Source organism: Rufibacter ruber (assembly GCF_014138425.1).
GTDB classification, from domain to species: Bacteria; Bacteroidota; Bacteroidia; order Cytophagales; family Hymenobacteraceae; genus Nibribacter; species Nibribacter ruber_C.
The window spans coordinates 153,949-176,938 of record NZ_JACJIQ010000005.1 but is presented as its reverse complement, the minus strand read 5'-3'; the positions used below and the strand labels follow the sequence as shown (position 1 = coordinate 176,938).

Annotated in this window: 13 protein-coding genes; all 13 read right to left on the bottom strand. The window is 50.1% G+C overall.

The genetic code is table 11. From position 1 onward, the window contains the following. Positions 1 to 74 precede the first annotated feature (74 nt). The 13 genes from FHS90_RS07665 to FHS90_RS07605 all read right to left on the bottom strand — a co-directional run bounded on the left by FHS90_RS07665 (position 75) and on the right by FHS90_RS07605 (position 22,805). Positions 75 to 1,508 carry a Gfo/Idh/MocA family protein gene (locus tag FHS90_RS07665; RefSeq protein ID WP_182512590.1) on the bottom strand — a complete coding sequence of 478 codons (1,434 nt, stop codon included), beginning with the start codon at positions 1,506 to 1,508 and terminating at the stop codon, positions 75 to 77. Between the two features lie 38 nt (positions 1,509 to 1,546). Continuing rightward, on the bottom strand, positions 1,547 to 3,829 hold the full coding sequence (locus tag FHS90_RS07660) for an alpha-N-acetylglucosaminidase (RefSeq protein ID WP_182512589.1): 2,283 nt from the start codon (positions 3,827 to 3,829) through the stop codon (positions 1,547 to 1,549). A gap of 163 nt (positions 3,830 to 3,992) precedes the next feature. Then, complete coding sequence (locus tag FHS90_RS07655; protein WP_182512588.1) at positions 3,993 to 6,188, bottom strand: alpha-N-acetylglucosaminidase; 2,196 nt, start codon at positions 6,186 to 6,188, stop codon at positions 3,993 to 3,995. Between the two features lie 164 nt (positions 6,189 to 6,352). After that, positions 6,353 to 7,606: an ROK family transcriptional regulator gene (locus tag FHS90_RS07650; RefSeq protein WP_182512587.1), complete on the bottom strand. Its 1,254-nt coding sequence runs from the start codon at positions 7,604 to 7,606 to the stop codon at positions 6,353 to 6,355. A 251-nt stretch (positions 7,607 to 7,857) separates the two neighbouring features. Beyond that, complete coding sequence (locus tag FHS90_RS07645) at positions 7,858 to 9,216, bottom strand: GntP family permease (RefSeq protein WP_182512586.1); 1,359 nt, start codon at positions 9,214 to 9,216, stop codon at positions 7,858 to 7,860. Between the two features lie 9 nt (positions 9,217 to 9,225). Further along, complete coding sequence (locus FHS90_RS07640) at positions 9,226 to 10,356, bottom strand: glycerate kinase (RefSeq protein WP_182512585.1); 1,131 nt, start codon at positions 10,354 to 10,356, stop codon at positions 9,226 to 9,228. 325 nt (positions 10,357 to 10,681) lie between these two features. Next, a complete protein-coding gene (locus FHS90_RS07635) occupies positions 10,682 to 12,541 on the bottom strand; it encodes a BamB-related PQQ repeat family beta-propellar protein (RefSeq protein WP_182512584.1) in 1,860 nt (619 codons plus the stop codon). Positions 12,542 to 12,545: 4 nt separating this feature from the next. After that, a complete protein-coding gene (locus FHS90_RS07630; RefSeq protein WP_241498911.1) occupies positions 12,546 to 13,382 on the bottom strand; it encodes an endonuclease/exonuclease/phosphatase family protein in 837 nt (278 codons plus the stop codon). A 161-nt stretch (positions 13,383 to 13,543) separates the two neighbouring features. Then, positions 13,544 to 14,398: an endonuclease/exonuclease/phosphatase family protein gene (locus FHS90_RS07625; RefSeq protein WP_074987925.1), complete on the bottom strand. Its 855-nt coding sequence runs from the start codon at positions 14,396 to 14,398 to the stop codon at positions 13,544 to 13,546. 59 nt (positions 14,399 to 14,457) lie between these two features. Further along, entirely contained in the window at positions 14,458 to 15,954 is a 1,497-nt protein-coding gene (locus FHS90_RS07620) for a BamB-related PQQ repeat family beta-propellar protein (RefSeq protein WP_182512583.1), read from the bottom strand. Positions 15,955 to 16,290: 336 nt separating this feature from the next. Beyond that, positions 16,291 to 17,952, bottom strand: a complete 1,662-nt coding sequence (locus FHS90_RS07615) for a RagB/SusD family nutrient uptake outer membrane protein (protein ID WP_182512582.1) — start codon at positions 17,950 to 17,952, stop codon at positions 16,291 to 16,293. Positions 17,953 to 17,960: 8 nt separating this feature from the next. After that, positions 17,961 to 21,119: a SusC/RagA family TonB-linked outer membrane protein gene (locus FHS90_RS07610; RefSeq protein ID WP_182512581.1), complete on the bottom strand. Its 3,159-nt coding sequence runs from the start codon at positions 21,117 to 21,119 to the stop codon at positions 17,961 to 17,963. A gap of 738 nt (positions 21,120 to 21,857) precedes the next feature. Continuing rightward, complete coding sequence (locus FHS90_RS07605; RefSeq protein ID WP_246386755.1) at positions 21,858 to 22,805, bottom strand: ComEA family DNA-binding protein; 948 nt, start codon at positions 22,803 to 22,805, stop codon at positions 21,858 to 21,860. Positions 22,806 to 22,990 lie beyond the last annotated feature (185 nt).

Sequence of the window (22,990 nt, the reverse complement as noted above, 5' to 3'; positions counted from 1 at the left end):
AACTCCCGTTTTGGGGCTGTTTTCGTGAAAACAGCCCCAAAACGGGAATTCATTCAGGAAAACTAGGTATTAGACTAGCTTTTCAACGCCTGTGGCTGGCCTTGAGGAGTCTTTACTTTCTCCATTTTAATGTCCATGACTTTGCCTTTTTTACGGCTTTCCTCGGCCATGAAGCCCATTACGTGGCTTTCAATGGATTCATCAATGGTAGACGTCAACAAGGCAGGATTTTGCTGAGCCACGGCCTGCACGAAGTCACGCACCAGAAGCCAGTCGCCGCCGCCGTGGCCGCTGTTTTTGTAGCCTTCCACATCTTCAACCCGAGGCACAAACGTGGTTGATTTGCGGGTGCGGAAGTCAGTAACTACCAGTTCTTTCATGTCGCCTACCATGTCGCCCATAGAGCCCATGATGCGGGTGCGGCGGTCATGGTAAGACGTAAAGGCTTCCATGGAGAAATTGGCCGTCACGCTGTCAGCAAACTGAATGCTGGTCACGTAATGGTCTGGCTGGTCGTTTTCCATGCGGTACACGCAGCGGCCGTAGTTGGTGGTTTTCAGGCGCTCCATAATGGCCGCATCTTGCTGTGATTTGTCGGTTGGCAAGTCCAGTACTTTGTTGCGGTTACGCCGTTCGTAGTATTCTTTGATAGCGGAGTACGGGCATTCGCGCTCTACTTTACAGCCGTCAGTGCAGCGGGCAGTGCTGCCGGCGGGGGCGTTTTCTTTCTTGAACCACTTCAAATCGCCCATAGCCACAATTTTTTGGCTGGGCTTGTTCACCACCCACTTGATGATGTCCAGGTCATGGCAGGATTTGGCCAGAATGATAGGCGTGGTTTCTTTGGAGTTGTGCCAGTTGCCGCGCACGTAGCTGTGGGCCATGTGCGTGTGCTCAATAGGCTCAAAATGCTGCACGCTGATAACTTCGCCAATGGCACCCTGGGCAATGAGTTCCTTCATTTTCACGAAGTACGGAGCGTAACGCAGCACGTGGCAAACCGCTACAATTCTATTGGTTTTGTGGGCCATGTCCAGAATCTGGCGACACTCTTTCTCGGTAGGCGCAATGGGTTTCTCCAGCAAGATGTCATAGCCCATAGCCAGGGCTTTCATGCACGGCTCAAAGTGCATGTTGTCTGGGGTGGCAATAATCACGGCATCAGCAAACTTGGGCTTTTTGAACACGTCTTCCCAGGTCTGGAAACGGTTTTCTGCCGAAATAGAATGCACCTGCGCGTGGCGGTCATTGCGGAATTGGTTGGGTTCGGCCACGCCCACAATCTTGAGCTGCTCAGGGAATTTAGCGGCAAAGTTCCCGTACACAGTGCCGCGGTTACCGGCTCCAATAGAGATGGCGGTCACTGGTTTGGCCATGGGTCCGTAGAGCGGGTTCTCTGGGATTTTATAAGAATATTTGTTGTCACCCAGATGCGCCAGGGCTTCTGTGCTAATCACGGCTGCCCCAATGGAAAGGCCTAATGATTTCAGTACGTTTCTCCGGTTCATAATCTTCACGTTAAATTACCTAAGCTGTTTGTTCGTTTCTATTTGTAGCTGTTCCTGATAGTGGCATGGTACTTCTGGTACAACTCATTGGCCACGGCCACTGAATTGCCCGTAGTTGTATCTGGGTAAGATTCAGTGCTGTTCACCCATTGCCACTCCCAGTTTTTGATTTTGGCATCAAAGGCTTTCTGGTCTATGGCCTGCCCTTTGGCCATTTGGCTGTTCACATAGCTGAAATATTGCTGCCAACGCGGTTTGTAATAGCCATTCAGGAGACCGGCCCACTGGCGGTTAGCGTATTCACTCAACTTGCTGTCTTTGTCACCCCAGAGAGTCAACAAGTTACGGGCGTTTTTTTCGTATAAGCGCTTTTCTTCAGGGGTAGTTCCCCAGGCCTTGGCGGCGTTGAGCCAGCGGCCCAGCAACAGGTCTTCCTGGGTGGCGACCAGCCGGTCCAGGTCTTCAATCAGCGTGATGAACTCGGCACTGTGCTTTTTGAAAGCGGCCGCGTCTTTGTTCTTGTAGTCTTTCGCGAACTGCTGCTGCACCTGGGTAGCGTAATTGGCCAGCACCTGACGGGTCAAATCCACCACGTCAAACTGGTAGCCTTCGGCTGATTTTAAGTCATTAGAGGCGGCTATGAGTTTATCCCAGGCGGTGACCAACTCTAGTTGGTTATAGGTAAAGTTGGTGGTGGCCCCTCCGGCGTTTCTGTTGAACGTAGGTCGGCCCACTATGATAGATTCGGGCCCGCCCGAGGTCACGCTGTCTGCGTACACGGTGCGGCGCAGGATTTCCCAGGCTTGGTTGGCGCTGGCATTTTCCTTGCCGTACCGGCGATGGGTGTACCCTTTCAACCAGGAGGTAAGGTCAGTAGGCGTTTCGCGCCAGGCGTTCTCCATCATGAGCTCATACATGACCGGGTTTTGCTCAATGGCTTCGGGCGTGAGCCCAATACCGGTCAGTTTGCCCCGGTTGGGGTGGTGCAGCGCCTCAGCTGGCCAGGTAGCCACTCTATCCATCAATCCATACATATTCACGTTCCCCCCGAAGTTGTGCAGCATGTTCCAAATCCAGGGTTTGCCATAATACGCCTCTGTCTTCTGCCACATGGGGTTCTTCTCGCTCCACAAATCCAGGATAATCATCTTGTCATTGGGCACGCCGTTGAGCATGGCCTGAATCTGGGGCGCTTGCCAGAAATCACGGGAGAAATGGAACAGCCAGCCCTGCATAATCCAGGTGGCTTTGGGGTCTGCCGCCGCCATAGACTGATAGACCTTCTGGCCCACGTTGTTCAGGAACAGAGAGTCGCTGGACGGCGGCTGGTTCTCATTGAAGGTGTCTGAGGTATAGAAATGGTCAGTGCCGAAGGTCTTGATTTCCTCCTCAATAAATTTCTTGCCGATTTCCACAAACATGGGGTCGTCGGGGTCCAGCAAGTACACGTCCGGGAACATCTCGTCCCAGTTCGTTTTCTTCAGGTTAGCCTTCGGGAATTTGTCTTTGAAAGCTGGTGGCACGTGCCCGGTGAAGGCGGGCAAGATAGGTGTCATACCCAAGCCTCTTTGCCTTTCCAGAATCTGCTTCTGCAGCGCCTCATGGCTGTCCATCCAGCTCACGGGCAGCGGGCCGCCCCAGCCGTCTAGGTTGCCCATCCAGAACCAGGCAAAATACGCCGGCCCGCTGAAGAAGCTCTCCAAATCCTTATCTGTCAGTCCCATGCTCTTGTACACCCGGCGGTGAATGGCGTTCTGCCCCGTTACGGCCAGCGGCATGTTGATGCCGTTTAGGGCCATCCAGTCAATCTCCCACTGCCAGCGTTCCCAGTCCCACCAGCTCATGGTGTAGTTGAACGTGCAGTAGTTGAGGTAGTAGCGGTATTTATACGGGCTTGCCTGTCTCACTTTCTGTGTTACCACGGGCAGCTTGTCTGACAGGTTGAGGTTACTGCCGTTCCAGGTGATGCTGCTATGGGTGTAATGCTTCAGGTAGTGGTTCAGCGCGCTGGCAATGGATACACCGTTGTTCCCGCGCAGCACAATCTTGCCGCCCAGGCTCTCTACCTCAAACACGTCCTTCTCCCCTTCCTTTGGGATGAACTCCACCACGAACTGGTCTGCGTACTTGCCTACTATGCGCTTAATCAGGTCATAAGAGGCTTTAGCAGCTACGGCATCTGTAGTAGAATTGGCCGCTGCCGCTGGAGCCGTAGAGGCCGTGGGGGTCACATTCTTTCGGGCGCAGCCAAAACTGAGCAAGCCTAACCACAGCGTCAGGGTGAAAAGTAAGGGGGTTTTATAGGGGGATTGCACCTTCATTCAAGTTTAACATTAGATAGTTTTCTGGCAGGAGCTAAACATCAAGGCCGCCTGCCAATTTTCTGTTTTCGGCCTGTTTTCTCAAAAACAGGCCGAAAACAGCTTTTCTATACACTCCGGTGACCCGAACCTTCAGATGAATTTCCGTTCACCAGATAATACCTCATGCGCCTTTGTGCTTCTGCACCAGTTCTTTGGCTTTGGCTAGCGGGTCCTCAAAAGGAGTGGTCCTGTTGGTCCAGGGCTTTTGTATCCAGGCTTCTTCCCAGGCATCAATATTGGCGTTGGGTTCATACAGGTGCAGTTTCATGCGCGGCACGTAGTAATCTTTGATGAGACCGCTCCAGAGCCTGGCGGCATAGTCTTCGTTCACGCCGCCCCAAGTGGTTATCAGGCGCTTGGCGTTGGCTTCATAGTAATTTTTCTCCTGGCTATTCTTGCCGTGTGACCGGGCCAACTCTACCCACGGCTGCAGGCGGTTGGTGGGGTGCGACTCCAGCAAACGGTCAATGTCTAACAGAATAGCAATGGCCTTGTCCCCTTCCTGTTTCATCAGAGCCTGGTTTTTGGCAGCCTTGGCGGCCAGGGCCCGCTTGTAATGCTCATCTGCTTTGGCGCCCAGGTACAGCATGGCCATCTCAATAGCGTCATGGCGGTATAATGGGCTACTTTTGAGCTTCTCTGAACCGGCCAAGAAGTTTTCAACCCCTTTAAAGAAGAGCGGCTCTGTGTTCACCACCCCTTTTCTTCTGGTGTCTGGCACCACCAACTGCCACACAAAGCGCGGGTACGGCGAGAAACTGTTGAACACTGATTTGCGGAGCTGGTCCCAGGCGGTCTGCACCTCGGCCGGATAGCCGCCGTAGCGGGCTTTGCTGTACGCCTGCATCCATTGGTCCAGGTTGATTTCCTCGTGCGCCCAGCCCATGTCTGCCAGCAGTTCATACACCACCTCATTGTTCTCAATGCCTTCCGGCGCTGAGCCGAAACCAATCAACGTCTTGCGGTACGGTGATTTCAGAGCTTCAATAGCCCCCGAGGCGTACATAGACAATACGCCGGTATAAGGGGTTTTGCCCCCGAAGTTTGGCACGTAGCTGTACACCCATTTCTTTCCATAGAAGCCTTCGTGCTCCTTCCATACCGATGGGATGTTCCAAACCAGGCTCGGGTATTCATTGGCCAGGTCCAGGATGATCATTTTGTCATCTGGCACCCGGGACATCATGGCGCTCAGGGTTTTCTTGTCCCAGAAATCGGCTTGCCAGCCGAAGGTCCAGCCCTGGGTCACCCACACGGCATCTGGGTTACCGGCCATAATAGACTTGTAGATAGACTCACCGTAGCCAGCCAGCAGGTCATATTTGGCGTTGGGGTTGTCTTTGGGTACGGGCACGTCCATCTCGTTGAAGCTATCTGACAGATACAGCTTGTGTTTCCCAAATTCCTTTTCCCATTCCTCCACAAATAGCTTCCCTATCTTCTCAAAGAAAGGCGAATCTGGGGCCAGCACGTAGGCATTGTTTTCCTCTGGGAACCCACCCCACTTCAGGGCGTTCACTTTCAGTTCTGGGTGCCTTTTCTTGAAACCCTCAGGCACAAAACCGGCAAACGCGGGCGCGATGGGTTCAAATCCCAGTTCTTTCATGCGGTCCAGAATCTGGTGCTGTAGTTTTACCTGACCGTCATGCCAACCGTCTGGGAAAGGGCCGTCCCATTTGTTGATGTTGCCCATGCGGTGCCACGGCAAGTGCGCCGGTCCGGTGAAGAATTCCCTGATTTCCTCGTTGGTGAGGCCCAGCTTTTTCCAAACCCGTTCGGCAATGGCCTCACTGCCTACCACGGCCAACGGCATGTTCACGCCGTGCAGGGCCATCCAGTCAATCTCTTTTTGCCAGCGCTCCCAGTCCCAGTAAGGCGTGGTGTAGCCGTAGGTCACCACGTTCAGGAAATAGCGGTATTGGTACGGCGAGGTGGCGCGTTCTTTGGCATAGTCTGGCCATTGGTCCCGCAGGTTCAGGTGGTTCCCGCTCCAGCTTACAATGCTGTTGGTGGCTTTTTTGAGGTACTGGTGAAACCCAAAGGTCATGGCCACGGCGCTGCTGCCCCTCACGGTTAATTTCCCGTTTTTGGCTTCAATCTCATAGGTATCCAGGCTGTCCTGGGCTGGAATGATTTCAAGGGTGATGTCTTTGGCCCGGTCGCCAATCAACCGTTGCATCACCCCTCTGGCCGCCGCAATCACCTGGTCTTGCTGTTCACTGGCTTTGCCCGCCTCTGTTTCCCGCTGCCCCGTGTTGGTACAAGCCACCGCCAGCAGGGCTATTAGGGCCAGTACAAAAGAAAAGTATTTATTCATCTGTAATTGTTTCATCTTCCACTATTAACTTCTTACTCAGCACTACAGTCTTTATAATCTTATCAAAACAAAGGCGCTACAAGGGCACACCTAGCTAGCTGCGTCTTAGGCGTTTTTGGCCTGCTTTTCTGAAAACAGGCCAAAAACAGAAACCTGGCCTGGGATTATTCACTGTCACTCTCCAGCACGTCTTCAAAAATGTTCTCCATGACCACGGCCACCGGCCCCATAATATCTGCCTCCAGCCCTAGGGTAGACAGCACAATCTCTGTCTTCTCCCGCATCTGGGCCATGCAGTACTGGTTAATGGACTGCTGAATGGGGGTGGTGATGTATTGTCTGGCCTCGGCCATTCTGCCGCCCAGGATAATGAGCTCCGGGTTCAGCAACTGAATCAAAATGGCAATGCCCCTGCCCAGGCTGATGCCCATTTCTGAAAGAATATTAATGGCAAACTGGTCACCCAGGTTGGCGGCGTCAATGATGAGTTGCGGGTTAATCTTGTCTATTTCGCCTCCGGAAAGCTCGTTGAGCAGGGAATACTGGCCCGATTGGATGCCCTCTTTGGCCATTCTTGTGAGCGCAATGCCGGAGGCCACCGTTTCCAGGCAGCCTATCTTGCCACAATAGCAAAGGGCGCCATTGTTTACCAGCGGGATGTGCCCTATCTCACCGGCGAAGCCCGTGTAGCCGCTGTTCAGTCTCCCGTCGGTTAAAATGCCCAGGCCAATGCCCCAGTCCAGTTTTAGCACCAGCACATTTTTCCGGCCTTTGGCCAACCCAAACCTATACTCTGCCAACGCAATGCTCTTGACGTCATTCTGCAGGTAGACAGGTTTGTTGAACTTGCTGGAAAGTATTTTTTGCAGGGACTCTGCTCCGGTAGGCGGAATAAGATAGGTGTGGTTGTTTCCTTCCTTGGCATTTACCAGGCCGGGCATGCTGAGCCCAATACCCAACAGTTTTTCCCGGTCAATACCAGAGGAGGCTATGAGCTCTTCTGCGTGTTCATAGAGTTGTTCTATGATGCCCATGTCTTTGGAGATATGGATAGGCAGGACGCGGGTACGGGTAATGTTATTGTTGTTGTTGTCAAAGATGGCCATACGGGTTCTAAAACGGCCCAAGGCTATGCTCAACACGTATAAAGAGTTATCCCGAAGACCATACAGGGCTGGTTTTCTCCCGCCCTCAGATTTCCCCTGCCCCTGCTTCTCTACCAACCCTTCTTCTATCAACTCTTTCAGAAGACCTTTGGAGGTGGGGGAACTGATCCGGAAATCTGTACAGATTTCTGCGTTGGTCTTAGGCCCCTGCACATACAACTCCTTGATTATTTTAATCTTCTGGTTATATTTTTTCTTCTCTACATGGTTTAGAGAATCTATATAAGCATCTACCTGAATTAATGTACTCATACCTGTTTGCAACTAATCACTTTACAAATAACAACTTTTTTACCTAATCTTAAAATACTTTCGGTATTTTTTTATAAAAGTCTTTACGCTAAAAATTGGTTTTCCTTATAATTTACTACTTCTATGCGCTTACAAAATATAATTTCTTAGCTTGGCCAGCATCATACCCTCTTTACAGGCTGTTTATGGCTTACTTTTCAGAAATCAGCGTAAAACCAGAGCCTGCACCAGCAGTAACCACTTGCAGCTGGCTATACCAAGAGCCACCACAGGATCATGGTCGTTATAATAGCCGTGATCCCCTGCAGCAAGGTAGCCATGGTGTGGGCTTTATAGGCATCTGCTACTTTTAAGCCGCTGAACTGTGTCACCACCCAGAAATAGCTGTCATTCACATGGCTTACCGCCATTGCCCCTGCCCCTATGGCCATGACCACTAAAGCCAAGGGCACCGCGCCCACAATGCCCGCCTGAGCAAGAGTAGGGGCAACCAGCGCTGAGGTAATAACCAGGGCGGCGGTTGAAGACCCCTGGGCCGTCTTTAGGGCTGCCGCAATCAGGAAGGGCACAAGCAGCAACAAGGCTCCCTGCATGGCTTCGCCCTGAGCCACCCCTTTGATCACTTCTGCAACAGAGGTGGCTTTGATCACCGCCCCAAAGGCACCGCCGGCACCGGTAAGGAGGAGAATGACGGCGGCATCTTTCAGCCCTTCGCCCACCCAACCGGTCAGGGTTTCTTCATTCCATTTGGGCAGTAGGGCAAACGCGGCCAAAACCCCTAGGAGCAACGCCACCACAGGCGTTCCCAGAAAAAGCATGACATAGGCCGCCTCCCCTGACCACTGCTGGAAGCTGACTACTGAGCCTGCCCCAATCAAGACAATGGGCAATAGAATGGGGATGAAGGCTTTGAAAGCGGAGGGCATTTGGCCGAAATCCTTGAGAATGTCCTCATAGGAGGCGGTTGGCTCCTGCTCCTCTTCCACCGGAATTTTAACGGCGACGTTGGTGGCCCAGAAATAGCCGGCCAACATGGTAGGCACAGACACGATCAACCCGAACAGAATCACCGTACCCAGGTAGTTACTGGCACCAATATTACCCGCTGCGGCTATGGGACCCGGGGTGGGCGGGACCAGCGTATGCGTTGCATACAAACCCGTGGCAAGGGCCACTGACATAGATGCCTGCGGGGCGTGCGCCCTCTGCGCCAGCGCTTTTCTAAGGCTGCTCAAGATGACGAACGCAGAATCACAAAACACCGGAATACTCACTAGCGCCCCAATTAAGGACATGCCCAGCTGCGGTCTTTTCTCCCCCACCACCCGCAGAACCACCTCGGCCATACGCAGCGCAGCACCTGATTTTTCCAGAATTTTACCAATGATAGTGCCGGCCACCACCACTATCCCAATATAGCCCATGAGTCCGCCAAAACCGTCATTCACCGCTTTGACCACCTCTGGCAAGGGAACCCCAGCGGCAATACCCACCCCAAAGGCAGCCAGCAGTAACCCCAGGAAAGGATGCAGCTTAAATTTTGCAGTGGCCACCACAATGAACGCCACCCCTGCCACCAGTATCAAACAAAGTAAAGCTCCCTGTACCATATAGCCTGTTTAGTGGTTTTTCTTTGAGATAAGCCGGGCAATGTTACGGGCGCAGAAATAGAGGTTTTCTTTGCTGCTGGCCATGGCCTCTTGCAACGTCACGGGGGCATGGGTAATGGCGTGGCAGCTGAAAAAATGGGGTAAAAGCTGTTCATGCCCGCGCCCCAAGGCCCCAGAAATCAAAATGGTTGGCTTGCCGTAAGAACGGGCCACCTGGGCTATATGCAAAGGGAGTTTCCCGTACAAAGTCTGGTAATCACTCTGTCCCTCACCGGTAATAACCCAGTCTGCCTGCTGCACATAACGGTCTAAACCTGCGGCATTGGCTATAAGCTGCGCCCCTGGCTCCAGGGTTGCGCCCAAAGCGAGAAAGGCAAACCCCAGGCCTCCTGCAGCCCCTGCCCCCGGCATCTGCTGCAGCTTCTGCTGCAGGGCCTGCTCTATTAAATCAGCAAAGTTGCGCATGCCCTTATCCAGCAGCACCACCTGCTCCTGAGAGGCCCCTTTCTGGGAGCCATAGGTAAAGGAGGCGCCATTTGATCCGCACAGCGGATTTTTCACATCACTGGCAATTTTAAATTGACACTCCTTCATCTGAGGGAGAAGAGGCGCAAAGTCTACGCTCACTATTTTAGAAAGGGATGCCCCAATGGGTTGCACCGGCTTCCCCTCTTCATCCTGAAACACCACCCCCAGCGCCTGCATCATGCCCAAGCCCCCATCATTGGTGGCACTTCCGCCCAGACCAATGATGAAGTTTCTGATGCCTTTGCCAAGGGCTTCTTTGATCAGCTCCCCCACCCCGTACGTGGTTGTCTGCATTGGATTCCTCTCCGCATCAGGTACCATGGTCAGGCCAGCAATCTGGGCTATTTCAATAACAGCGGTACGCCCATCACCCAGGATGCCATAGCCTGTGGTTATAGCGTGGCCCAAAGGGCCACTTGCCGTTGTTTCTACCTTGGTACCGTTTGTAGAATAGAGCAGGGTTTCCAGGGTTCCTTCACCGCCATCTGCCATAGGAACCACCCACACCTTTGCCTCAGGGGCCTCCATTTGAAAAGCCTCCTGAATTGTAAGCCCCACTTCTTTAGCTGATAAACTCCCTTTATAAGAATCTGGGGCGATGACAATATTCATAGGCTTCTAGTTACGAGGGGCAATAGACAATTATTATAAGAGGAATAGCCATTATCTGGCTTTGGCAGCATTTGCCTAACCGGTGGCACGCGAAACATTACTCCTGGTTTTGCTCTGATTTAAGAAAAACAGCCCATAAACAGGAGCCTCCAGACAGGCAAAGATGGGGAGAAGGAGGTTCCTCCAGCATGAGTTTCATTTTCCTGCCTTCCTTTTGCAGCCTGTATAGGTTTTCTGTTTCCGGCCTGTTTTTCAGAAAACAGGCCGGAAACAGAAAATTCACCATCTTAGCTGCGCCCACTGTTAGAGGCACGGCAGAGATCCTTTATTTTAATCCTTCCAGTAATACAACTTTACCGTCAACGCTGGCAGCCAGCACTTTCCCGTTGGGTAACACCCGTACCGTGTTGATCATGTCTTCACTGGCCTGATAAACCCAACTCACCTTCCCTGCCTGCAACTCAACCGCATAAACCCGCCCAAACGTGGTCCCGAAGAAGGCTGTTTTTTCCTGAATAACGGGCATGGAGGCTGAAAAATCGTTTCCAAACCCTGCATGGAAGTTCAGTACTGGCTCAGGCTGCGCTCCTTTTGTGCTCCAAACCACTACTGAGTCCTGCATAGTCTTTGCCACCAACAGATTCTGCTCTGCCTGTCCGCCTAACGACTCCCGCACCCGGTATCTGGCGGTGGTAAAGGTTTGCTCACCGGTTTCTAAGTCAAATTGGCGCAGTTTTTCATCTGGGGCCACCATGTACACCTTCTTGTTCTGGATCACGGGAACACACATGGCCGGGGAGTAGTAGTGGCTGTAGTCAAGGTTCTTCCATGTCCAGGCAAGGCTCCCGTCTCTGCTGTTGAGCGCATAAAGAGTTTTGCCCCAGGTGCCAAACACCACTTTCCCTTCTGCCACCGTTGGCTGGCTGGCCGGAAACCCCTCCAGCCCCTTATATGCCCACAGCACTTTGCCTGACTGTATGTCTAACGCCCTGAAGGTGGAGTCACTGCTGCCAATATAGACTGTCCCCTTCTCAACGGTAGGGGTGGCCAGCACCGGAGCCTGGGTTTTCACCCGCCACAGCAGCTTTCCTGTACGGGCATTCAGACAGTAGACAGAACTGTCTGAAGAGGCAAATATCACCCGGTTGCCCGTCACCACCGGCGACGCATAAATTCCCTGCCCTGCGTTGAAACTCCAGTTGACCCTGTTTTTCTTTGGGTTAAGGGATTTGAACTCGCCCAGCAGGTTCCCTAGCAGCACCTGATCTTTCCAGATTGCCGGGGTAGAGACAATGTTGCCTTTGTCCTGGTAGGTCCATACCGCCCTCACCTGCTTATGCTCAGGGGCGATAGGGGATCTGCCGGGAGTTAAAGCAGCGGTTCTGGTTCTTGCTCTTTTCCCTTTGGCCGAAAGGGAAGCCCAAGCAGCACCAAGTGGCCTCCCAACCTCTTTCATCTGAGCACGGAGCGAATCTGGTGTGAGGGTGAAGATATTGTAGGCCAGCGTACCTTGTCTTACCTGGGCGGTTCTGGTCATAATGCCCGGCACCCCGTCATAGTCATACAGCTTGTTCACATGCCCATGCCCGCAGAAAACGGCGAGCGTGTTCAATTGGTGCAGTTTGTCAATGACCTGGCTGTAATTGCTTAGCCCTTCATCTAACGGATAATGGCTAATGAAAAATACGGGCTGCTTCTTTGGCGTAGCTTGCACCAGACTGTCCAGCCACCGCATCTGGTCCAGCGGCACATATCCTCTTGACATTCGGCCGTAAGGCCCAGTACTGAACCCGATGATACGGACGCCTTCAATATCAGTCACAAACTTCTGTTCTTTCCAGAGGGTGTTGTACACCAGGCCTCCGCTGGCAGACCAGCCGGTATCATGGTTACCGGGTACTATGAAATAGGGTTTATTCAGCCCGTCCATGAGTTCCTTGGCCTTGCCCAGCTGGTCATTGTACCCAAAGTCGCTAACGTCGCCGGCGTGCAGGACAAAATGTATGTCAGGGTTTCCATTGATGTCTTTCACAATGGACGCCAAGCCCGTATCATTCCCGCTTTTGCCAATGTGCGTATCAGTGACCACTGCAAACGTGAGGGCCCGTTTTTGCTGGGCCATTCCCGTACGGCAAAAAGCCACTAGCAACAGCACCAGGGTAAAGGTTCTCCAGAGGTTCTTCATGCAGTTACTTTGCAATGCCAATCACTGCTACAACGGGCCGGTGGTCTGAGGCATACTGCTCATTGACTACGTTATGAGAAACTACACTTAGTTTGGGGGCCGGGTACTTATAGGCAATAAAATCAATAGCCTTAGTTGGACTCACTGCCGGAATGGTAGGCGCACAGGCTTGGCAGGTTCTCTTAAAGCTGCCGTCCAGGGTATTGATGACCTCTGAGCCCGGAGTGGCATTGAAGTCACCGGCAATGAGGAAGGGCAGGCTTTCCTGGGAGGCCAAATCGGTAATTTTTTCTATCTGCAACTGGCGGTTGGCCGGGTCTGACTGCGCATCTAGGTGCGTGCTCCCAAACCGGAATACCATCCCATCTGGCAGGGTTACTTTGGCAGTGGCCAACACACGGGCCTCCCCGCCAGTACCGGCTTTAGTTGGCAGCATATACATAGTTTTCTCGGTTAGCGGGTATTTAGACAAGATGGCCACTCCGTATTCTCCGCCCTGGTAATCAATAGACTTTACAAAATAGAACTGCATGCCCAGCCGCGCGGCCAATTGCTGCGCCTGGTTCCCCGGTCCGGACCGTTGGGTGTTGGCATCCACTTCCTGCAAGGCTACCACATCGGGCTTCTCGGCTTTGATCACGTTGGTGATGGCATCCAGGTCAATCACATTGGCGCGGGACGGCGGGTTGGCGTGGTGAATGTTGTAGGTCATCACTTTTATAGAAGACACTACTTCTTTAGGTTCTGGTTGGGGAGCCGGGTCTTCTTTCTTGTCAGAGTCTTTACAGGAGAGGGAGAAGAAAGCAAGGCCAATGAAAAACGCAAAAAGATGTCTAGGCATACAAGTGGTGCTTAAAAGGTAAAATCCTGCTGAAGATTAAAATGAGGAGCAGGCAATGAAATATTTCTTCTATACGGCACAGGAGCCGGAGGCTGTTTTGGGTCTATTTTTCAAAAAACAGGCCGAAAACAGCCTCCGGCTGTCACGTGCAGACGAGGGCATTAGTTGGGGTTAATCTCCAATACGCTGAAGACGGGCAAGTGGTCAGAGGCGTAGGTCTCCGGTATCACTTTGTGCTCCAATACCTTAAACTTTTCACCTGGCCGGAAGGCGATGAAGTCAATGGTTCTGTTGGGGTTGATGACCGGTATGGTAGGCGGGCAGGTCTGGCAGGTACGGGTGAACAATCTATCCAAATACTGAATAGTGGTGCTTTCCGGCCGGGCGTTGAAATCACCGGCAATGATCACGGGCAGCGAGGTAGCTTTTACAATGCGCTCAATCTCAGCCATCTGCATCATCCGATTTTCTTCCCTTCTCACCTCCAGGTGGGTAACGGCAAACATGAACTCAAACCCTGACTTGGTTTTCACCTTGGCCGTGGCCATGACCCGTGGCTCTGGGTTGGTGCTGCGGTCATCTGGCAAGGCATAGGTCTTGGTGTCTGTCAGGTCATACTTAGACAACATGGCTACGCCGTAGTCGCCGCCGTCATGGTCAATGGCTTTGGCGAAGTAATAGGCTTTCATGCCGGTTTTCTTAGCCAGTTGCTCTGCTTCGTTGATTTTACCGGAACGGGCGGTGTTTACATCTACCTCCTGTAGCGCCACCACGTCTGGGTTTTCATCTTTGATGACCCGCGCAATGGCGTCCAAATCAATAAACGTCTTCTCCTTGCTGGGTGGGTTGGCGTAGTGGATGTTGTAGCACATGACCCGCAATTGTTCTGGGTTCTGGGATTTACGCGCATTTTGCTTTTTTGCCTGGCTCTCAGAGGCAGATTGAGTGGCGGAAGGAGAACAGGAGGCCACCATTAAGGCGGCTCCTGCCATCACTCCAAGGAGGATATTCTTCATTTGTATGCTTAACATTTTAAGAGGAGAGGAACCCAAAATTTCAGTTTAAGATAAACCGGTTATTTTGATTGGCTGGTGTTCTTCACATTTCTTCCTTTCATGGGCCAGAAAGAGTTGGCGGGACCGCTGTCTTCCACGGCAATTTTGTAGAGTTTGATGTTGGCTCCTGAAACCCCCTCTACATATACTGTCCCGTTACTGGTAATGGTGGGGGAGTTCACGTTACCGTCTCCCAACGGAATTTCAGACACTAGTATCCCTTCCTCGTTCACTACTACCAGTTTCCCATTGGTAGAGCCCAGGTAGATGCGCCCTTCCTTGTCTACGGCGGGTACACTCTCATTGCTGCTCATGGCATAGGTCCATCTGATAGTGCCATCTGCTGGGTTTAAGCAAACAAGCCCTAAGGTAGAACCCGTATACAGATCACCATTAGCTCCAATAACCACGCCTGATTGGGCAGCTCCGGTAACTGCGGTAGACCATTTCACCGCACCAGTAGCGCCATTATCTGTAATGGCCACCACGTGTGTATTGGTAGTATAATAAATAGTACCGTCTGCGCCCATAGACAATGAGGTTCCATGGACAGCAGTGCCCACCCCTACAGATTCAGTCCATTTACGGGATCCGTCTGTGGTATTCACTGCCCATAATTTTCCTTCGGTGGCGTTGTACACATAGACTGTCGCTTCATCTTTGCTCAATACAGGGGAGGAGAAGAAAGAGCCTACCCCAACAATCTGCCAGCGTTTATCGCCGCCCGGAGTCCATGAGAAAAAGCCTCCATTGGGTGAAGTGTATCTTGAACCATGGTAAATATTACCTTGTGCATCTACGGCGGGGGTAGTGTTGGAAGCTCCCAGAAGTCCTGATCCTCCCCGCATCCACATCACAGATCCATCAGTTCCGTTTAGTTTATAGAGAGATTTAGTGTTGTCCCAAGTATTTATGTAAATGCTACCATCAGTTCCAATAGACGGAGCATTGGCGATATAATTTCCAACAGCAGTAGCCCACTTCAATTGGGCTGTGGCCCCCAGGTCTGTCACCGCCACCACTTTGCTGTTGGCCACTGGATTGCCCTGGCCTTCTACATAATAAACGGTGCCGTCATCACCAATCACTGGCGAACTAGATCCTTCATTCAGTTTAGTAACAGGTGTACTGTTACTGAATTCCCAAACTTTAGTGTAATTAAATTTTGGAATCTTATTGACTGTAACTGACTTAGTCACTCTAGTAGTAGCCCCACCCGCATTTTTGACGGTTAGGACTACTTCATAAGTCCCTGGTGACTCATAGGTAAAATATGGGTTCCGCTTGTTTGAAGTGGAGTTTTTACCATCTCCAAAACTCCAATGCCATTCTGTTATTTTTTCAGAACCTTCAGTTGGATCAGCATAAAAGAGCATTTTTACTCCTTCTACCGGTTTCAATGGAGTAAAATTGAAGTCTGCTGCAGGCGCCATCAAGCCGTCCATATCATCATCTTTACAGGCATTAAGGGAAACGCCTGCTAAGAGTGCAAGAAATAGTATTAGAATTTTTCTCATTGTTTGAAAATGTTAAATGTCACTACAATCTGATAGTACAAAATGCATGGATGATGCAAAGGTTTACTAGATTTCTTTTAGCACCTGTTAGGAGAATAAACAAGGGTATTTTATCAAATAAGCTTTAATAACTATAACTGTGTTTACTAAAGAATTACATGATAATAAAATTCAGTTATAGCTATACATGTAAGTAAATACTAAGTATTTAAGCCCTAACAGAATCAACCAAACTATTATAAACAACAGTTGTCTTATCCTCAGAATGTCAAGGAGAAGCTCATCTATCCATTTGTTTACCATCAGAACAAATAGATAGATGAGCTTCTTTATTCATTATCTATCCCAACCTGGATTTTGCCCTAAGCCAGGGAATCTCTCTAGCTGTGACAGCGGGATTGGCCATAAGTAATGCTTAGCAGGATCAAAGGTTCTACCGCTCAAGGCTATAATGAACCCTTGGGGATCTCTACGCAAGTTAGAAGCAGAAGCAGGATTTGATAACCAGTTCACATTGGTTCCTTTGGTATCCTCGGCCAAAAGATGGCCTTGCTTCCAGCGTTTGATATCAAAATAGCGCTGTCCCTCCAGGGCAAGCTCCACCCGGCGTTCCCGTCTTATTTCTTCCCGCACATCAAGCCCATTTGCCGCCAGTTCTGCCAAGTCCATACGTTTCATGCCTACCCGGTCACGCAACAGGTTAATGGTCATATCTAAGTCTGCCTGGGTCAGTTTGCCCTGCTCCAAACGTGCCTCAGCATAGGTGAGCAGCACCTCAGCATAGCGCAGTAAATGAAAATCATTATAATCACGGCTAACACTACTTATTGTAGAAATCTCAGCGTATTTAGTGAAGTAATAGCCTGTAATGGTAACTGCCCCACGGCTATCTGACGTGAATTTAGGGACCATGAAAATAGAAGGGTCTGGATTCTGGTTAGCTGGTCGGCCATCTAAACGCCCGCCCCAGGCTGCACCTGGCTGCAAGATAGTCTGGGTCATGCGCGGATCGCGATTTTCAAACACATCTTCGTACTTGGTAACATTGTAGAGCGGAGATTTATCTATAGGCAACCCGTCTTCCATCAGGTATGAATCTACCAGTGATTTAGTAGGGTTCCAGCGTACTACCTGATCAGGCACCTGAATCTCGCGGCTCAGGTTATGATGATAATCTATAACATCAATATTTAAGCGGGCTATAATAGTCTCTTTGTTGTTACCTGTAGCCAATTTCCCCTTATAGGTAAACAAATCATAGTAGTTTCTATTTGGATCACCAGAAGTGAACAATCGGTAGATACCCAGGTCCATGACATCTTTAGCGGCTTTTTCAGCTACCTCCCAGCGACCGTTGTATAAGGCAATCCGCGCTTTTAAAGCTAAGGCGGCACCTCTGTTCATACGACCAAGGTTAGCACCTGTAGGAATGGTTGGCTTTAAATGCTGAGCGGCTTCTTCCAAATCTTGCAAGATAAAGTCTATTACTTCCTCTTTGGGAGAGCGGGGCACAAAAACCTCATCTAACCGGAGTGTTTTAGTAACTAAGGGAACATCACCCCAAAAATTAGTCAGGTAGCTATACATAAGCGCCCTAATGACCCTTACTTCTGCCGCAAGCTCTTCCTTACGCTCGGGGTTAACTGAGGCTTTTTGATAATTCTCAAGGAACAAATTAGCCTGACGCACTCCCGCATACTGGGAGGTGTACTCATTGTTTAGAGTAGCCAAATCATTACCATAGTTTCCGCTCCCTATCAATTGGTAGGCAGTAGAGGAAGGCCATAGGGTGTTGTCCCCCATGTTCTCCATGTCAATGGTATTTTTGGCTTTTACATTGGCATATAATGCATTAACGGCAAGAATTAACTGGTCTTCAGTTTGCCAGAAGGTTTCATTTGATATCTCATCAAGAGGAGTCCTCTCCAGAAAATCATCATTACATGCGCCTAATAAAAGCATACTTAATACCAGGCTATATATAGTTATCTTTTTCATGTTACAGCTTACTTAAGATTGATGTTTACCCCAAATACAAACGTTTTCACCTGAGGATAAAAATTCCCGTTGCTAATAGGAGATTCAGGGTCGAAACCATAGAAATAATTAGTTTCCGTAAACAAATTATCAGCGGAAGCATAAACACGCAAACGGCTTATCCGCACTCTTTCAGTAAGCGTGGTAGGCAAAGTATACCCTAGTTGCACGTTTTTAAGGCGTAGATAAGAAGCATCTTCTAGCCAATAAGTAGACAGCCGTTGGTTATGGGTAAGTTGATATGCTAAACGCGGGTAGCTGGCTCCCGGGTTGTCTGGGGTCCAACGGTCTAAGTGTACCGTTTGAGCCATATTACTTTCAGACGCAAAGGCATGACGGGCATTTCCAGACAGGTAACCGTCTACGTCTCCTACACCTTGTAAGAAGAAACGGAAGTCAAAGCCTTTAAAGGCAACATCACCCCGGAACCCAAAAGTATAACGTGGAATCGCACTTCCTATCACCTGTCTATCACCATCAAGCGTTATTAAACCGTCACCGTTAAGATCTTTGTAAATGATATCGCCGGGGGCAATTTTGTCACCCGCTATGTAAGGGAAATCTGCTACAAATGTGCCAGATTCTGGCTTGTAGGAGAAATCAGACTCTTGAGCCAAGCGATCAGCTACTAATCCATAAAAAGCATCAATTGGGTGGCCTACCAAACGAACTTGGTCACCGTAAGTAGCCAAAGTACTACCCAGACTGGTAATTTTATTTCTTACATCAGAAATGTTAAAGTTAAAGCCGTAGTCAAACTCGCCTTTCTTGTCTTTCCAGCCTACTTGAACCTCCCAGCCTCTGTTTTCTACTTTACCGGCGTTTTGGGGCGGGAATATATTTCCGAAAGGACCTGGTTGCGGAAGAACCAAAAGAATATTAGCCGTCTCATTGATAAAATAGTCTCCGGTAATATTCAGACGGTTATTAGCAAATGCTAAGTCTATTCCAACATTTTGCTTTATGGCTGATTCCCAGGTTAAAAATTCATTCCCTACCCCAGTTTGTCTTACTCCTATAGTTACATCATTTCCAATGGGCATGGTAGCAACTGTACTTAGGATATCCATGTAACCAAAATCAATAACCCCGCCGCCTGGCAACGTAATTCTGTCATTACCCTGAGTTCCATAAGAAAACCGCACTTTACCGAAGTTCAACACATTTTGGAGCCCTGCAAAGAAGCTTTCCTCGGTAAATACCCACCCTATTGAAGCAGCAGAGAACAACTCCCAGCGTACGTCTTTGGCAAACCTAGTGGAGCCGTCGTAACGAAAATTTAGTTCTGCCAGATATTTGTCTCTAAAACCATAGTTTAACCGGCCAAATGCAGAACGAAGAGCATTTTGAGATGCATTTCCGCTGTTTTGCTGGTCTTTTGTCCCCATATTGAGGTGGCCTGTTTGGTGTCCAGCCAAATTTGATCTGGTAGCAGTAAAGTTATCACTGATAGTTTCTTCCTGTGATGCTCCTAATAACACCTTAAAGTCATGATGCTCAGCAACGCGCTTTTCATATTCAACAGTGCCAATAAAGGTTTGATACATATTGGTGTAGTCGCGGGCATCAATGGAATTAGGAGCACCAGTGGTATGGATAGGTGCTGTAATTGAAGGGTCCGGACTATAGTATCTGATGGTTTTGGTAAAAATATCCCGCTTAGAGTTAGACCGGATAATTCCGTATTGCCCTCTAACGTTCAAGCCTTCAAAAATTTTAAGAATTGCACTAAGGTTACCCGTGAATTCCTGAGAGCCAAATTTATTTGTCCCTCCATCTGTCGCAATAGCTATAGGGTTACTTTGCCCACCATGATAGCCCCACGTACCAGTCGTAAACCGCACTGGCACTAAAGGTCTGATAGAAAGTGCTGAATATAAGGGACCGGTTCCGGCCGCAGAGCCTGAATAGGCTCTGTCTACATAGCCTAGATTGACGGCCACTTCTAAGCGGTCAACCAAGGTAGTACTAATCTTGGCTCTTACGTTATGGCGGTTGGCTTCAAATGCATCACCAACCACCAGACCACCTTCTTTCAGGTAGCCGTAAGACAGCATGTAATTGGTTTTGTCCGCACCGCCGCTAATGTTTAAGTTATGGCTCAATTGGGGCGCGTAATCTTTATATACCTCCTCTATCCAATTGGTGTTAGCGTAGTAATTAGGATCAGACCCGTTCCGGGCAATCTCAATTTCCTCAGGAGAATAGGTTGGGTTCCGGCCAGCGTTACTTTGCGCCTCGTTCAGCAAGGTCATATAATCTGGGGATCCCAAAAATTTTGGCAATGCAGTGGGTGTCTGTATGCCATAATAAGTGTTATAGGAAATGGAAGGTTTGCCTGAATGTCCTTTCTTAGTGGTCACCAGAATTACGCCGTTGGCTCCCCGTACCCCATAGATAGAGGAAGAAGCCGCATCTTTCAACACAGAAATAGTCTCAATATCATTTGGGTTGAGAATGTCTAAGGTTCCGCCCGGTATCCCGTCAATCACTACCAATGGAGTAGCATTCCCAATGGTACCAATCCCCCTGATCCGGATGGAGCCGCCGTTGTTACCTGGCGCACCGGAAGCACCGGTGATGGTAACGCCCGGCATAAGGCCCTGCATACCTGAGGTCACATTTGTAATCGGCCTGTCTTCCAAAGCTTCGGCCTCAATTTGATGCACAGCCCCCGTCAAATTTGCTTTCTTTTGAGTACCATAGCCTACCACTACCACCTCATCCATCAATTTGGTGTCTTCCTGCAGAGCTACATTCAAGGATGTTTGCCCTGTGTAGGCTATCTCCTGGTTCCTGAACCCTATGTAGGTGAAGACAAGTACGGGTTGGCTAACCCCTGAGGTGTTGATGCTGAATTTCCCGTCAATGTCAGTAACGGCTCCAATGGTGGTTCCTTTGATAGAAACCGAAACACCAGGCAGCGGTTGGCCGGCGGCGTCTTTTACCACCCCGGTGACGGGTCCATTTTGTTTCTCATTGGCAGAAGTCACCTCCAGACCAACCTTAGAAGGCTCTCTCTTAGAAGCAGAGCCCTCAAACGGAGCAAGGCCCAGCAGCGCCAACAACAGCAGCGAGCCTCCTCGTCGGGCACTTCCAGTGTTTTTTAGTAGTAGCAATTGTTTCATAAAAGCATGAAGTCTAATTAGTCTTATGTATCCGTTCTAGTTTATTACTGATCCTGTTTTTGAAGGGCAGCTTGTCATACCCCCGGCAATTGTTTTTCTGTATTGACCGCTCCATTCAGTAAGCTCGTGAAAGCCTACCATCACAAATCACTATCCCTTATGTGGTACTTTTTGAATGGGAGCTTATCCTTGGCTTACCCTTTCCCGCTGCTCTAGCGCTTGTTGGCTTGAGGGTGGTACCAGTCAGCACGCTGTAGAGGGTTGGCTGTTCTTAGCAGTTCCCTCCTGAGCTCTTTTATGAATTTCATAAAACGACTCCCTTCACCTGCCCTTCTCCAATAATCCCTCTAATCTGGTCGTGTAACTTTTGAAAAAATTTTAATATCTGCAGCTTATCCTCCTAAAAGGCAGGCATTTCTTTCTTCATGGCCAAGGAACAAATATTTTTTATTAAAACAAAAACTTTTGACAAATTTTGCAATAAGTCCTGAGCATTGGATTAAATAATTGTTAATAAACAAATAACATATGATTACCTAATAGGAGCAGAGGAGACACTCCTTGATCAATAAAGATGGGAAAGCAGAATTTGTACATCAGGAAGAAGGCAAGGGCTGTTGCCTAAAAAAAGAGTATTGCCGGAAGAACGGTTTGCATTAACCACACCCTTCCAGCACCAAACCCGCCCTACCATAGGGTATGCACAAGAACACTGTGGTGCCGTAAAAAAATCTTGGCTTACTGCACCACCAGATACGGCTGCATCTTCTGGAACTGCTCCTCTTTGAGCACCTTGATCTTGCGCAGTTCCTCCACGCTGGGGTACGGGCCGTGCTGGGTGCGGTAGTTGACAATGGCGCGGGCCAGGCTGTAGCCAATGTACGGGTGCGCCCTGAGTTCGTCAAACGTGGCGGTGTTCAGGTTGATTTTCTGGACACGGCTGGCTTCTGAAATAAACGCGTATTTGCGCACGCTGTCTGCCACTTCGGGCGGGAGCCCGTACACCTCTGCCACCTGGGCTACACTATGAAAGCCACCCATTTTATCCCGGAACGTGACAATGCGCTGGGAGAGCTTGCTGCCAATGCCCCTGATTTGCTTCAGTTCAGTCGTGTCGGCGGTGTTCAGGTCAAACGGCTGCAGCTGCCACCGCTTACGCGGGAAGTCTGTTTTTGGCCTGTTTTCAGAAAAAGAGCCGCTAAACGCACGGTCTTGGTTTCGGGCGTAGCCCGGACTTTCATCTGGCAATTGAATGTACGGGTACCACAGCTGGAAGAGGGAATCTGGCAGGCCGTAGATTTTCTGGAGCTGCGCCTTGCTCTTGAAGTCGCCGGCTTTGGCGCGGTAGTTCAGGATGCGCTGCGCGAGGTATTGGTTCAGACCCAGCTCCTGCCACTGTGCCACCGTTAGCTGATTGGGGTTGAAGCGGTAGAGCTTGATGGGCTTGCGCCTGTAGCGCTCAGCCCGGGCCACGGCGGCGTCCTCAGCTTGCTGGTCCAGCTGTACCACCAGGCTGTCCAGTAGCTGCTGGTCAGTGGTGGGGTCATAGGCATCATCTTCTTGAAAGAAGAGGAACGGGGCCGCAATACACGCCCCCATGAGCAACAGCAGCAGAAAAAACTGCCGCAACTCCCGCTGGGAGAAGGAGAAGTATTCCTGTAGGTTTTGCAGCAGGCGCTTCAGCATAACCTGCTTCTACGCAATAATTTAGGATTGGTGGTAAGGAAATGTAACCTCCTGCGTAAAACCCACCCCTACCCCTCCCGGGAGGGGATTTCCCTCTTCTACTTTTGCAGATGATCTTGCTATACTCTTCCGTTATTCGGGATTTACAATCCCGAATTTAGATACCTGCGGATTTGTAATCCGCG

Bases quoted from the DNA above. Each gene is read 5' to 3' on its own strand.
- FHS90_RS07610 (WP_182512581.1), bottom strand. From the start codon at position 21,119: ATGAAACAATTGCTACTACTAAAAAACACTGGAAGTGCCCGACGAGGA.
- FHS90_RS07630 (WP_241498911.1), bottom strand. From the start codon at position 13,382: ATGCCTAGACATCTTTTTGCGTTTTTCATTGGCCTTGCTTTCTTCTCC.
- FHS90_RS07635 (WP_182512584.1), bottom strand. From the start codon at position 12,541: ATGAAGAACCTCTGGAGAACCTTTACCCTGGTGCTGTTGCTAGTGGCT.
- FHS90_RS07650 (WP_182512587.1), bottom strand. From the start codon at position 7,606: ATGAGTACATTAATTCAGGTAGATGCTTATATAGATTCTCTAAACCAT.
- FHS90_RS07660 (WP_182512589.1), bottom strand. From the start codon at position 3,829: ATGAAGGTGCAATCCCCCTATAAAACCCCCTTACTTTTCACCCTGACG.
- FHS90_RS07655 (WP_182512588.1), bottom strand. From the start codon at position 6,188: ATGAATAAATACTTTTCTTTTGTACTGGCCCTAATAGCCCTGCTGGCG.
- FHS90_RS07640 (WP_182512585.1), bottom strand. From the start codon at position 10,356: ATGAATATTGTCATCGCCCCAGATTCTTATAAAGGGAGTTTATCAGCT.
- FHS90_RS07665 (WP_182512590.1), bottom strand. From the start codon at position 1,508: ATGAACCGGAGAAACGTACTGAAATCATTAGGCCTTTCCATTGGGGCA.
- FHS90_RS07625 (WP_074987925.1), bottom strand. From the start codon at position 14,398: ATGAAGAATATCCTCCTTGGAGTGATGGCAGGAGCCGCCTTAATGGTG.
- FHS90_RS07620 (WP_182512583.1), bottom strand. From the start codon at position 15,954: ATGAGAAAAATTCTAATACTATTTCTTGCACTCTTAGCAGGCGTTTCC.
- FHS90_RS07645 (WP_182512586.1), bottom strand. From the start codon at position 9,216: ATGGTACAGGGAGCTTTACTTTGTTTGATACTGGTGGCAGGGGTGGCG.
- FHS90_RS07615 (WP_182512582.1), bottom strand. From the start codon at position 17,952: ATGAAAAAGATAACTATATATAGCCTGGTATTAAGTATGCTTTTATTA.
- FHS90_RS07605 (WP_246386755.1), bottom strand. From the start codon at position 22,805: ATGCTGAAGCGCCTGCTGCAAAACCTACAGGAATACTTCTCCTTCTCC.